The organism is Paenibacillus naphthalenovorans, assembly GCF_001465255.1.
GTDB lineage: Bacteria > Bacillota > Bacilli > Paenibacillales > NBRC-103111 > Paenibacillus_G > Paenibacillus_G naphthalenovorans.
This window is the reverse complement of sequence record NZ_CP013652.1, coordinates 854,614-868,298: the sequence shown is the minus strand read 5'-3', so window position 1 is coordinate 868,298 and position 13,685 is coordinate 854,614. Positions and strand designations below refer to the sequence as shown.

8 protein-coding genes are annotated in these 13,685 nt (G+C 50.9%); 1 reads left to right on the top strand and 7 read right to left on the bottom strand.

Annotated elements, in window-relative coordinates; translation table 11 throughout:
• Positions 1 to 124: 124 nt before the first annotated feature.
• The 5 genes from IJ22_RS04170 to IJ22_RS04150 form a co-directional block, all read right to left on the bottom strand.
• Positions 125 to 1,546 (bottom strand): NAD-dependent malic enzyme, encoded by a 1,422-nt coding sequence (locus IJ22_RS04170; RefSeq protein ID WP_062407465.1) that lies wholly within the window; start codon positions 1,544 to 1,546, stop codon positions 125 to 127.
• Positions 1,547 to 1,795: 249 nt separating this feature from the next.
• Positions 1,796 to 2,761 (bottom strand): carbohydrate kinase family protein, encoded by a 966-nt coding sequence (locus tag IJ22_RS04165; RefSeq protein WP_062407463.1) that lies wholly within the window; start codon positions 2,759 to 2,761, stop codon positions 1,796 to 1,798.
• Positions 2,762 to 2,995: 234 nt separating this feature from the next.
• Positions 2,996 to 4,969 carry a YjhG/YagF family D-xylonate dehydratase gene (locus tag IJ22_RS04160; RefSeq protein ID WP_062407461.1) on the bottom strand — a complete coding sequence of 658 codons (1,974 nt, stop codon included), beginning with the start codon at positions 4,967 to 4,969 and terminating at the stop codon, positions 2,996 to 2,998.
• A 122-nt stretch (positions 4,970 to 5,091) separates the two neighbouring features.
• A complete protein-coding gene (locus tag IJ22_RS04155) occupies positions 5,092 to 5,859 on the bottom strand; it encodes an IclR family transcriptional regulator (protein ID WP_062407459.1) in 768 nt (255 codons plus the stop codon).
• Between the two features lie 416 nt (positions 5,860 to 6,275).
• Complete coding sequence (locus tag IJ22_RS04150) at positions 6,276 to 8,381, bottom strand: LTA synthase family protein (protein ID WP_082660672.1); 2,106 nt, start codon at positions 8,379 to 8,381, stop codon at positions 6,276 to 6,278.
• 190 nt (positions 8,382 to 8,571) lie between these two features.
• Between IJ22_RS04150 and IJ22_RS04145 the strand changes: the two genes are divergently transcribed.
• On the top strand, positions 8,572 to 9,735 hold the full coding sequence (locus IJ22_RS04145) for an iron-containing alcohol dehydrogenase (RefSeq protein ID WP_054820146.1): 1,164 nt from the start codon (positions 8,572 to 8,574) through the stop codon (positions 9,733 to 9,735).
• Between the two features lie 102 nt (positions 9,736 to 9,837).
• On the opposite strand, the gene IJ22_RS04140 is transcribed toward IJ22_RS04145, so the two are convergent.
• Entirely contained in the window at positions 9,838 to 11,238 is a 1,401-nt protein-coding gene (locus IJ22_RS04140; protein WP_062407457.1) for an SLC13 family permease, read from the bottom strand.
• A gap of 89 nt (positions 11,239 to 11,327) precedes the next feature.
• Positions 11,328 to 13,604 (bottom strand): helix-turn-helix domain-containing protein, encoded by a 2,277-nt coding sequence (locus tag IJ22_RS04135; RefSeq protein ID WP_062407455.1) that lies wholly within the window; start codon positions 13,602 to 13,604, stop codon positions 11,328 to 11,330.
• Positions 13,605 to 13,685 lie beyond the last annotated feature (81 nt).

Below are 13,685 nucleotides of genomic sequence, written 5' to 3'. Positions count from 1 at the left end.
AACCTGCCGCTATTCGCACGCACCGTTTTTTCTCCGAATCGACCGATGGGCAAGCAAAAAAACAAGCCGTCTTTGCGGCCAACCGCAAAGACGGCTTGTTTTACAACTTTGGAATGACGATGGATTATGCAAATTCATGCGGAACTTTGCGTGCTACCCCTGTATCCACTGCCGCCTGAATGACTTTTCTTCTGACAACCTCAACCACACGGTTATTGAACACGCTTGGGATAATATACTGCTCGTTCAGTTCGGCGTCCTCTACAATAGACGCAATCGCATAGGCGGCCGCCAGTTTCATTTCCTCGTTAATGATGGTAGCCTGGCAATCCAATGCACCTCTGAAAATCCCCGGGAAGCACAGCACATTATTCAACTGGTTCGGGTAATCGGATCTTCCCGTAGCCATGACGCGTACATATGGCTCCGCAATTTCCGGTAAAATCTCCGGAGTCGGATTGGCCATCGCAAAGACAATCGGGTCTTTGGCCATTTTTTTCAAATCGTCTACCGTAATCACGCCGGGACCGGACAAGCCGATAAATACATCCGCTCCTTGCATCGCGTCGGATAACGTTCCCGTCACATTGTCGGGATTCGTATTCTCCGCATACCATTGCAGCATGGGGTTTTCGTATGTAGCGTTGCGGTTGATAATACCTACGGATCTCGTCGCACCGACGATATGCTTGACTCCGGCCGCGATCAGCATTTTCGTGCAAGCCACGCCTGCCGCGCCGACTCCGCTGAACACCACTTTAATGTCAGAGATTTGCTTGTTCACAATTTTCAATGCGTTGATCAATCCCGCCAGCATCACCACGGCGGTTCCGTGCTGGTCATCATGAAAAACAGGAATATCCAGTTCTTTTTTTAATCTTTCTTCAATTTCAAAGCAGCGCGGCGAGGAAATGTCCTCCAGGTTAATGCCTCCGAACGCCGGTGCGATCGACTTCACAATCCTGATGATTTCTTCCGTATCCTTCGTATCCAAACAAATCGGAAAGGAATCGATATCCGCCATTTCTTTAAACAGCATCGCTTTACCTTCCATCACCGGCATCGCGGCAATCGGACCGATATCGCCCAACCCGAGTACAGCGGTACCATCGGAGACGACCGCCACCGTATTCCGCTTGATGGTTAACGAATAAGCTTTGGAAGGATCTTCATGAAGCGCCATGCATACACGGGCTACACCCGGTGTATATACATGGGACAGATCATCCCTGTTTTTAATCGGAACCTTCGAACGAACTTCAAGCTTTCCTCCCAAATGCATCAGGAAGGTACGGTCCGATATGTTGACGATTTTAATCCCCGGCACGTTGCGAACGTTTTCAATCAATTCAGCTTCGGTTTCTCTGTTTGAAACGGACACCGTGATATCTCTGATCGTTTTTTGTTTGCTTCGGTTCACAATATCTACGGCAACGATTTCGCCGCCTTTTTCATGAATTGCATTAGCGATTTGAATGAATGCTACGTTGGGTTCCAGCTCCATTCGCAAAATAATTGTATAACTTCCGCTTGTCTGACCACTCATTTTTCATTTCTCCTTTCGATATAGAAAATCCTAATGCAAACTATGAAATCAAAAATAGTTAAATTTATGCATTATTTCACAGTCTAATTACATAATGAATGTGTGTCAACGATATTTATATAAATGTTTTTTATAAATCTTTTTTTCATATGTGAAAAGTAGTTTTTTATTTGTGAAAGAAGTATCGAAAAAGCTCTGCCGCAAGCAAATCCCCGCGCATCATCGGTAAGCTCAGGGCCCTCCCGTCTCTTAACCGAACCGTTCCACCTCTTCCAGAGACGGCAGCGCGGCAATCGCCCCCACTTTCGTACAAACCATGGCTCCCACTTTATTGGAGAAGGCAATGATGCTCTTCCACGCTTCAAAGTTGTCGCACAAAGCATGCGGGTCCTTCGCGGACGCCAGTTGAAACAAGGTTGCGCCCACAAACGAGTCTCCGGCACCGGTGGAATCGACAGACTTGATGGCGACGCTCGGAATCACGGCGTGCTGCCCGGCGGCGGAAAGCAGCGTCCCTTCCTTCCCCAGCGTGACGGCAATGACGCGCGCCCCCCATTGATGCATGTCCCGCACGCCCTCCAGCCTATCTTCTTGCCCGGTAATCAGACGCAGCTCCTCGTCGCTCACCTTAACGAAATCGGCTTGTCCGATCCCTTTGCGCGAACGCTCGATGAATTCGGCTTCTCTTCCCTGCCACAGATTGGTCCGGAAATTCGGGTCGAAAGAGACGAATATTCCGCCTGTTTTGGCCTGATCGATCAGTGCAAAATAGGTTTCGAGGGATTCGCCGCCAAGCAGGGCTGTTGCCGAACCAAAATGCATCACACGCGCTTTGGATATGTACTCCAGATCCACATCGGCTATGGTCAGCCGCTCATCGGCGCCGCGGTAAAAGACAAAGTCCCGCTCCCCGTTCGCCTGCAAAGAAACGAAAGCCATGGTCGTTTTCACCGTATCGTCTTTGGAAATCATCCGCGTAACGACGCCGGCCTGATCGAGCACCTCGATCAGAAACCCGCCGAACGGATCGCTGCCTACTTTGCCGACAAACGCCGCATTTCCCCCCAGCTTGGCGACGGCCGCCGACACATTCGCAGGGGCTCCGCCGGCTTGCTTGACAAAATTAGCGCCTTTCTTTAAATCGACATCAATGTCTGTACAAAAAAAATCGATTAAAAGCTCTCCTACACAAACGACAAGACCGGCTTGAACCATGATCACAACTCCCCTGTTTTCATCAGAATCATCTTCAAAGCATCCATGCTTTAAACCTTTTAAGGCGAACCTTTGACCTCATGCTATCACGCCAACCCTATTTTTGTAAAACCTCTTTGCTCCCGATAGGCGCACCGGACACGAGTTGTGCCCTGAAGCTGAACAGCCGAGGGGTCAGGCCACCCTTCGGCTGTTTGCTTTAACGCTGTACATCGGCCAAGCACACCGCACGTTTTACCATCCAAGCGCTTTCTTGCCGGCTTCGAGCAGCGTGATAATGCGGTCCACATCATACACGCTGCCGCGCCACGTTCCGCCGCTGGCCCCTTGGAGCGCCGCCCACAAGCGGGTATCGTCCGGCAGACCGGGGTCAGGGGCGAGACCGGGATGAGGCGATCGCCGGGCCAGCACCTCGGCTCCTTCCTCGGGCGTATAGAAGGTGTCCCCTTCGCCGACAAAATGCAGGCTGCCCTGCAGCCGTTCGCGGTCAATCACGACTTCAATCCAGTCGCCGTCCCGCAGCTTGCCGATCGGCCCGCCCGCAAGCGCTTCCGGACCTACATGGCCGATACAGGCGCCGGTGGATACACCTGAGAATCGCGCATCCGTAATCAGCGTCACATGCTTTCCGAACGGCAGATGCTTCAACGCGGAAGTCAACTGGTACGTCTCTTCCATTCCCGAGCCGATCGGGCCGCGGCCGATCAGCACCATAATATCGCCGGCCACAATGCCTCCGGTCTTGATGGCCCGGATGGCATCCCGTTCAGCAGTAAACACCTTCGCCCGCCCTTTATGGCGATAAACGCCGCCGGGTCCCACAACCGTTGGATCGATGGAGGTCGATTTAATGACGGAGCCCTCCGGCGCGATATTTCCGGTCGGGAACGTGACGGTGGACGTCATTCCGTGGGCCCGTGCCTGCTCCGGACTCATGATGACCTCATCGGGCCGGATCCCGTCCAATTGCTGCAGCGCCTCGCGCACCTTTGCCCTCCGCTCTGAGGTCTCCCACCAATCGAGCACAGTCCCCAGCGTCTCGCCCGTTACGGTAAGAACCGATTCGTCGAGCAAGCCGAGCTTGCGCAGATGCAGCATGACCTCAGGCACCCCTCCTGCCAGAAACACCCTGACCGTCGGATGGTACACGGGACCGTTCGGCAGAACGCTGACCAACCTCGGCACATCGCGGTTGACACGGTCCCAATCCTGAACGGCAGGGATAGTGCAGCCGGCCGCATGAGCGATGGCCGGAATATGCAGCAGCAGGTTCGTGGAGCCGCCGAAGGCCGCGTGGACAACCATCGCATTGCGAATGGCCGCATCCGTGACGATGTCGCGTGTGCGCAGCCCCTTCGACTCCAGCGTCATGACGGCGCGGGCCGACTGGCGGGCGAGCTCATGCCAGATCGGCTGACCGGACGGAGCAAGCGCCGCGTGCGGAACTGTCAGTCCGAGCGCTTCGGCGACGACTTGTGCCGTAGCGGCCGTACCCAGAAACTGACAGCCCCCGCCGGGCGTCGCACATGCCCGGCAGCCGAGATCCGCCGCATCCTCCAGTGATAGTTCTCCATTCGAGTATCGCGCCCCGATCGTTTGGATTTTACCGGCATCCTCCCCGTTTGAAGGAGGCAGTGTCACTCCCCCGGGGACAATGATACATGGCAGCTCGCGCATGGCTGCAAGAGCCGTCAGCATCGCCGGCAGGCCCTTATCGCAGGTAGCAATGCCGATGACCGCTTTGCGTGTGGGAAGCGAACGGATCAATCTGCGGAAGACCATAGCGGCGTCATTGCGATAAGGCAGCGAGTCGAACATCCCCTCGGTGCCCTGACTTCTTCCGTCGCACGGATCGCTGACATACCCTGCGAACGGCACTCCGCCGATCTTCCGGATTTCATTGGCCGCATCCTGCATCAGCAGCCCTACTTCCCAATGGCCGGTATGGTACCCGAGCGCAATCGGACGGCCGTCCTCCGCACGAATCCCTCCCTGGGTGCTGAGCAGCAGCACCTGCTTGCCGTTCAGTTCGGACGGCTTCCAGCCCATCCCTACGTTTTGCGTCAGCCCGAACAGATTCCCGCTCGGCTCATGGAGCAGCATGTCCGGCGTCAGTGGAAGCGTACCTTGAGGGCCTTGAGCATGTGTATGAAGCCGGTATAATTGTTCGCCTTGAGTTCCCATGATAGATGTCAATAATTCACTCATGTCATTCTCTCCCTTTTGCCACCGGACTTTTACCCGGTTATTGTTTTATATTATAAAACTTGGTTTTATAATATAACTAAAAAGAAACGGGTCAAGCTTATACAAGCTTGCCGCCCGCGTGTTCACTTGAGCATGACGCCGTATCCCATCCGCTCGGAAAGCTCTTCGACGGTCTGCAGCAGGAGCTTGACGTACTCCTCTTTATCCTCATCCGTCACTCTCGCTTTGAGCATCGATACGCTGATCGCCGCAATCACTTCCCCCGAATGGTCCCTGACCGCCGCGGCGATACAGAAAACCCCAGGCTCGTTCTCCTGATCATCCGTAGCATATCCCCGCTTTCTTACACGCTCCAGTTCCTGTAAAAAAGCCTCTTCGGTCCGGATTGTTTTCTCCGTGTGCTTTTGATATTCGTACCCTTTAAGAATGGAGCGGATCTGCTCCGGCGATTTAAAGGCAATAAGGGCTTTCCCTACGGCGCTGCAGTGCAGTGGAATGCGTCGGCCTATACGGGAATACCGTATGACGGCTTTATCGCCTTCCACCTTATCGATGTAAACGCCTTCTTTCCCGTCCAGAATAACCAGATGGGCGGTTTGCCCTGTCGTTTTGGAAAGCTTCTGCAAGAAAGGATTGGCCGCCTGCCGAATATCCAGGCTTTGGACCAGCCGGCTGCTTCGCTCCAGCAGCTTCATCCCTAACCGGTATTTGCCGTTATCCGGATTTTGTTCGATATAATGATATTCCTGTAATGTTTTTAACAAAGAATGAACCGTGCTTTTATGCAAGTCCATCCGGCTGCTGATTTCTGTGATCTTCAATTCTTTATGGTATTCGTCGAACAGATCCAGAATGCGCAGCGCTCTCTCGACCGACTGAATGATCGGCAAAGGATGGACACCCCCACTTCTTTGGAGTTGTAACTCAGGTTTATTCTACTATATCGGATGGAGCGTTCACCAGCAAGACTTATTTTTCAGTCCGCTCCGGAAACCGGGGCCGAAACGGGCCTGTCCTCCTCCTGCCGCGGTCTGCCCAATCGTGTACGAAAGGTATGCCAATGCCATGACAGCTTCTTCCCTCCGCTTTATGTTATTGTTTCACCGAATACCACCGTCTGTCAATAGATTATCGAAATGACCGCGGCACGGCGGATCCGATTTTTTCAGCCAACGTTCAATTATAATCGCCGCTGGGTATTGTCCAAATTGAAAAAAGCCGACAGTTCCGAAGTCCGTTCCGGAAATATCGGCTTCCAGGCGCTTCTCGCGGAATGGAAGACTCCTGTTAGGTATTGAAGGTCTTTTTATGGCATATCCGCTGCTGTCATCCGGGTTTGAACATAAGCATTCGATTTGGCTACGATATGACCCTTGGAATCCTCGACCACAATCTCCAGCTTCCAGGGAAACTCCGCCTCCGTCTCCGGCTCGACAATAGCCGTCAATTCATGTTTATCGGTCCATGCTGTCTTCACCGGTTTATCATTGATATGCAAGATACTATTATGCGGCAGATCTCTGCCGGTGATTTTGACAATCCGTTCCCGGCCGGTTTCATTCACATGAACATGATCAATCTGCAGATCGCCAAAGCCTAAAACATAAGCCGGGTCTTTAATGGTGTTTTTCCAATCGCCATAGCCGTATTGTTTTCCGAACAGAATATCGTACTGCAGCTTTTCATATTCCTTTAACGCCTCCTCGTCGATTCCCATTTGCGGATAGTAATTTTTGGGAGGAATCACGGGAGTGTGCTGAGCGAGCCGATACAAATAATCGGTATAATAGCTGCCGGGTCTTTGCGCCAGCTTCAGCACATAAGGCCCCAGAAATGATGGACTCATATTTAACTGTTCCTTGTGCTCCGGCAAATAATTGTTCCATACAAGAACCGGAACACGATACATTTTGTCAAGAAAATTCGGGTCGTTCTCCTGCAAATAGCCGCAGTCTTTATACGCTTTGTAGTTATCCCCGAGACTTGGCAGATGATCGCCGAAGAAAACAATGATCGTCGGCTCTCCCTTTTGCTCATAGTGCGTCACCAAACGCTTAAGCATATCGTCCGCACCCAAGAGCCCTTGCGCATACGTTTCAATAAGACCCTTGGACTCTCCGGTCACTCCGGTCACCTGAATCGTATTTTCCTTGAACTTCCCGGGGGAATAGTGGTAATGGTTCTCCATCGTATTGGCAAAAACAAAATCGGGTCCCGGCGTCTCATCGCTTGATTGAATGATATATTTGGCCACAGCCCGGTCGGCTATATAAGGTCCCTCGTAATCCGGTTCAAAAAATTCCTGCGAAATATATTTGGAGAAGCCGAAATGGTTGTATACGTTCTTGCTGTTGTAAAACCAGCTGTGAAACGGGTTGATCGCCGTAGCTTCATACCCCTGACGCCTCAAAATGCTCGCAAGCGAATCGGTTGCTTTATGGATATATTGGTTATACGGAATCGAGCCCTGCGGCAAAAAGCGCATCGAATTGCCCGTCAGCACTTCAAATTCCACATTTGCGGTCCCGCCGCCATACTGTGGGGACAGCAGGGTGCCGCTTGTATACTTTTCGACTAACGAATGGTAGAACGGCAGAGGATCCCGACTAAACTTCAATCCCTCAACCCGGGTGATGTCCCAGAACGATTCGCTCAAAACGATAATAATATTAGGCTTGACGTCCCCCGCCTGCGTTACCGCAGGAGTGACGCCCGAGGCAATCGACCGAATGGAGGACTCATCGTACCCCTTCGGCGCTTTCAGGAAAAGATATTTTAAATTCATCATGGTCGTTAACAAAAAGCCGTTGGTTTTTACATTCAGCGTTTGGTCGTATGCGATATTTTTGATCTTTGCCAGCCTGGTTAACGAGAGCTCTCCGTCGTTATAGATAGAAACCAGCAGCAAGGCGGAAATCAGCCCCATCGCAACCCGCTGCTTTCTGCCTATCTGAAGCGCTGTCTTCGAAAGCTTGTAAAGCAGCAGAATGCTGATCACAAAGAATAGAATGAACCCGGACATGACCGTAAAGCTCAGCAGACCGCCGAGATACGGTGTCATATCTTTCGTTTCGCTGGCCAACAGCAAATCCCATGGCAAAAAAGGCACGCCCAAAATTTCCAGTTTAATTCCGCTGATCAGCCCGAAAGCTAAGCATAATGCGGCTATGAGCCAAAACGAAAGACGTATGCTGCCCGTGAGCGCCGTTAGAAATAGCAATAAGCCTAAAACAATCAAGGTATTGAGAAGCAGCTCCGGGACCGCATCGAAAGTCCATCCGAAGGCATCCAGCCATTGGCCGCGGCTTAATAGCTCTACCAAAAATACAATCCAAAGAGAACATAAAAGCAGGGGCAGACGGCGCACCGTAACAAGCCCGTATCGACGAAGTGAAAGTTGCAGTTCTCCCATGTTTTCCCCACTCTTTTGGAAATATTAATGTTTTGTAAATTCCATGCAATAGTATAGCACAATTTATTCTTTTTGGAGCTTGCTCCGGCTTAATTTTTTTGGTTGCGATGAAGTCATTTGGTATAATGGGGGGGAGCCAGGAAATGGTTTGATCCTGCTATCCAAAATTCTAATCAATCGGAGGAAACTTATGGATACGTTTATGTACTATAATCCGACCCGACTTTATTTCGGTAAAGATACAATGGAGCATCTCGGTACGCAAATCCCGCCCATCGGCAGGAAGATTCTGCTTGTTTACGGGGGAGGCAGCATCAAGAAAAACGGGGTTTACGATGAAGTCATGCGCCGGTTGAACGGTTTTGATGCTCACGTGCATGAATTAAGCGGCGTCGAACCAAATCCCCGATTGACCACTGTACAAAGAGGGATCGACCTCTGCCGAAAAGAAGGGATTGATTTCATTCTCGCCGTTGGCGGGGGCAGCGTCATCGATTGTGCTAAAGCCATTGCCATTGGCGCCAAGTTTAAAGGCGATGTATGGGATATTATTACACGCAAGGCGACGGCTGAAGAAGCCCTGCCTCTCGGTACGGTGCTTACTTTGGCGGCCACCGGATCGGAGATGAATTCGGGTTCCGTTATCACCAATTGGGAAACGCAGGAAAAGTACGGTTGGAGCAGTCCGCTGGTGTTCCCCAAATTCTCCATCCTCAATCCCGAGTTTACTTATACGGTGCCCAAAGACCAAACGGTTTACGGGATCGTCGATATCATGTCGCATGTGATAGAACAGTATTTCAACCATACCGGAAATACCCCGGTCCAGGACGGGTTTTGTGAAACCATTCTCCGTACCGTGATCGCCACAGCGCCCAAGCTGCTGGAAAATCTGAAGCAGTACGAACACCGCGAAACGATTCTGTACTGCGGGACGATGGCTTTAAACGGCACGCTTGCCATGGGAATCCGCGGTGACTGGGCTACCCATAACATTGAGCACGCCGTGAGCGCCGTCTACGACATTCCGCACGGCGGAGGATTGGCGATTCTTTTCCCTAACTGGATGGAACATGTGCTGGATGAAGGCGTCTCACGGTTCAAGCAATTCGCCGTTAATGTATTCGGGATTGATCCCCAGGGCAAGAGCGACCGCGAAACGGCTTTGGAAGGCATTCGGGCACTTCGTTCCTTCTGGTCCTCCATCGGCGCACCCAGTCGGCTGGCGGACTATGGCATCAACGCAGAGAAGTTGGAGCTGATGGCGGACAAAGCGATGGCCAGGGGCGTGTTCGGACACTTTAAATCCCTCGACCGTGAAGATGTCCTTGCGATTTACCGCAAATCGTTATAAAACAAACGAGAAGGCTGCTAACCGGCTTGGGCAAGTGCGGTGCAGCCTTCTTCTTTGATTGACTCCATTGGCTCGGGTGCCGAATCGCTTAAACTATCTGAATTATCCGGGATATACGCTCAGGCCGAGCAGCGGCCAATAGAAGAAAGCGGCAAGCATCGTAACCAGGAAAAGAAGCAGGGTGATCCAACTGCCGACGACCAGATAATCCTTCCCCGTGTAATAACCCATAGCAAAGGTAGTCATGCTGCCGGCAGATTGGGTCGGGATAAAATAACCGATGCTGCTGGCCGCTACGCAGAGCATCCCGAGCCAGAGCGGATTCAGTTCGCTTCCGGCGGCGAACGTCAATGCCACGGGAAGCAAGGAAGCCACCATGGCGGTATAGTTGGTAAATCCGATTCGAATAAGAATAAAGGCCGTCATCATGGCAGCGGCGAGAATGGCTGCCGGCAGATCCGCCAATAAGCTCGTGGCCAAACCGGAGGCCCATCTTACCACGCCGCTTTCATTGAGAGCATCCGCCAGCGCAAAGCCGGCGGCAAACAACAGCGGAACTCCCCAATCCACCTTGCCCATCGCTTCTTTCCAGGTTAATAATTGAATGCCTGGAATGAACAACAGCGTGACCACCAGAACGCCGGTCAGGGCTATCGGAAGATGGTGCAAACTGCTGGTCATCCAAAGAAGCGCAAGCAGCAGATAGAGTGCAATCAGTTTCTTCTCCGCTGCAGTCATAGGGCCGAGCTTCTCTTTTTCCTGTCTGAAAAACCGATCGCTCCCGGTCAATACGGCTGTTTCGGGCGGAAATAAATAAAGGAGCAGCATCCACATAGCGGCGAGAACAACGACGACAATCGGCATCATCAACAGCATCCAGTCTACATAACTCCACCGATGACCTAACATGGAGTCAAATAATCCTACGGCATAAATGGAGCCCCCGGCTCCCGTAAGCAGACCGATCGTGCTGACATAGGGTACGAAAGTGACGGTGAGGAGCACTAATTTCCCGAAATGGGCGCCACCTTGTTCTTTCATGGTTTCAATCATCCCTATGCTTACCGGCAAAAGCACAGTTAACCGGCCCAATGCGTTCGGCATGAAAAACGTAAGCAAAAATGCGATCACAATCAGGTACAAGATAATCGATTTGACGCTGCCTCCCGCCAACAGCAGCATATTATAGGCAAGACGCTTGTCTAAAGCATACTTCTCCACCGCCACTCCCATGATGAGCATGGATAAGATCAGCCATATTTCTTCTTCGCCCAGCGCCTGCGCAGCCTGTTCGAACGGCAGGATGCCCAGCAGCGAGACGAGAACGACGACCATCATACTGGTGACGGAGGCTGGAATGACGTTGGTTAACCAAAGGACGACCGCCAAGACCAGAATCGCTATAGCGCTCCAGCCCTCGCTGCCCATCGTTGAAGATTGCGGTAATACCGGCGACAACAATACAAACAGAAAACAAACCGCGACCGCTGCCTGTTTTAACATGATGTACCACCTCATCAAGTCATGCTGCAAATTTTATTTCATACGATACGTCTTAACATACGAGGCAAATCCGCATGCCGTGCCTGCGTCTACTTTAATTTGGAAAGGGTTTGCCGGTATTGTCCCGGCGTCATCCCCGTCAGCTTCCGGAATGTCCGGATAAAGCCGGTTGAATTCGTATAATTGAGACGGTCCGCGATTTCCGTAATCTTCAGATCGGTATGTTCTAACATCATTTTTGCCATCGTCATCCGGTAATCCGTCAAATATTCAATGAACGTAACGCCGATCTCCTTCTTGAACACCCGGCTTAAATACACCGGATGAAATTTGAGCGCCGCTGCGCACGACTCGAGCGATATATCCTCATCATATTGCTCATGAATCATTTGAACCATTTGATGTGCGGTATTAATATATTCCGAATCCGCACGTTTTTTAAAAAACGCAATGGTCGGCGGCAGCAGTTCCGTCTTAAACCATACCGACACCTCTTGCACCGTATTCAACTTCACGAATTGCGTTACGGCGGAATTAGAACCGATCAGACCGTCCAGCCTCCCTCCTTCATTCCGAACCAATTGATAGATGCGTGCAACCAATTGAAGCATGAAAACCTGATAGTCGTTAAACTGGATGTCTCTCTCCGTGATCGAAGCCACATAATGATCAAAATGCTCCATCGCCGATTCGGCATCTCCGGATGTAAACGCATTCACTATGTAGTCTTCCAGATGATGTAATGGAGGAATCAGGCTTTTGACATCTCCATGCGCCGGGACGAAATCGTCATAATGGAGAATGATATCGCTTCCAAGTCTAATTCTTCGTTTCAGCGCATCCAAGGCTTCGGAGTAAGCGTTCATTGCATCGGTGTACCGGAAAAACGAACGGCTGATCCCGATGCTTGTTTTAAGCTGCAGCAGCTCATGAACCTTCGATTTAATCTGTTCGGCCGTTTGATGAAAATACGCCTTGTTCTCAGCGGGCTCGTCCGTGTCCCCGGTCAACAGCGATACCTGAGACTGGTCGAAAAGCAAGGCGCCAACCAAACGATGGCCGGGCAGCAGTTCGCCTACGATATTATTGATCGCAAAAAGAAGCAGTTCCTTATCGCTTTCCATATATCGGGTTTCCTGCAGGGAATCGATTTGCAGCGCCAGCACCCCCAAAGCCTTCCCCTTGCCGGCGAAACCATAAGTCTCGCTTTTAAACAAAAATTCACTTTCCGTAATTTGCCCCATAAACAGCTTAAGCAAAAAAAACTCTTTCATCTGCGAAAGCTGCCCATGAAGCTGCTGCTGCAGCTGTTTTCGCGTACTGAATAAAGCATGGAACCGGTCCTCGATAAAAGCGAACTCATCTTTCTTCTTTGAATCGGCGGGTTCTCCTCCGATCTGTTCCATAATGACAAACAGTCTTCGGATAGGCGAATACATTCGCCGGCTCCCGTAAAAAGCAATGGCGGCGATCACGACAAAGATAACCAAACATACGTTTAACGTTAACATAGCAATTTTTTTGGACTCCCTGGTCATTCCCTCAATGGATACGACGGAAGCATATGTCCAATTATTATAGGGAGACACCTTATAGTTAACCGCCATAGCGTCTCCTTCAAAATAACCGCTGGCATCGGTCACGGTCCTCAGCTTCTCCATGACCACATCCTGTATAGGAACAGAACCCGGATTGGACAAAAAAGGAACCCGTTCGCGATTCAAAATATAAATATCTCCCAAGGTTTTGTCCTGTGCCAAATCTTGTTCCAGCTCGCTATGGGACATATCTATGAGCAGCAAGGCCTTGGGTGCCGTCGACGTGGCAATCATCGGCAGCTTGACGATCAGGCGAATCCGGTCCCCCTCCTTTTCTCGAACGCCGTTATCCTGCTTTCCTTGACCGGAACCGGAAGCAAGCCAAAACAAATTTTGCGGATAATCCGCATATTCATCCAGGACATTCCGGTCAGAAAATTCCTTGATCGTTGTAAACCCGAGTTTGCTGATCATCCAATCCATTTCCATATTCACCAGATAGGTGTCGGCTACCCCCGATAACGAATGCAGATTGTACAGACCTCTGCCCAGATTCGCTATCGTCTGAAAATCCTCAGGCGTCAAAGGATCGTGAATCGAATCCATCACCAGAGACGAATTTAAATATTGTACCGCCGCCATCTCTACATTTTTTAATACTTCCTCGATTCGCATTTGGTTTTGCAACAGAATTTGCGCATTGCCCTCATTGACCTTTCTTTCGATATCCTGAGAAGCGATGTGATAGGAAATCATCCCGATGGATACAACGGGTGCGGCTACCAACAACAACGTGAACAGAATCAATCGATAGAAGTACTTAGGCAATAGATAATCTCTCCTACCCTATAGAAAGTATCAAAATACAAGAAAACGGGGAAAGGATAAACAGCCCAACCAGATTTTTGA

What these genes read in the sequence shown, in the direction of transcription:
- IJ22_RS04150 (WP_082660672.1), bottom strand. Translation starts at nt 8,381, where the DNA reads ATGGGAGAACTGCAACTTTCACTTCGTCGATACGGGCTTGTTACGGTG.
- IJ22_RS04160 (WP_062407461.1), bottom strand. Translation starts at nt 4,969, where the DNA reads ATGAGTGAATTATTGACATCTATCATGGGAACTCAAGGCGAACAATTA.
- IJ22_RS04140 (WP_062407457.1), bottom strand. Translation starts at nt 11,238, where the DNA reads ATGTTAAAACAGGCAGCGGTCGCGGTTTGTTTTCTGTTTGTATTGTTG.
- IJ22_RS04170 (WP_062407465.1), bottom strand. Translation starts at nt 1,546, where the DNA reads ATGAGTGGTCAGACAAGCGGAAGTTATACAATTATTTTGCGAATGGAG.
- IJ22_RS04165 (WP_062407463.1), bottom strand. Translation starts at nt 2,761, where the DNA reads ATGGTTCAAGCCGGTCTTGTCGTTTGTGTAGGAGAGCTTTTAATCGAT.
- IJ22_RS04145 (WP_054820146.1), top strand. Translation starts at nt 8,572, where the DNA reads ATGGATACGTTTATGTACTATAATCCGACCCGACTTTATTTCGGTAAA.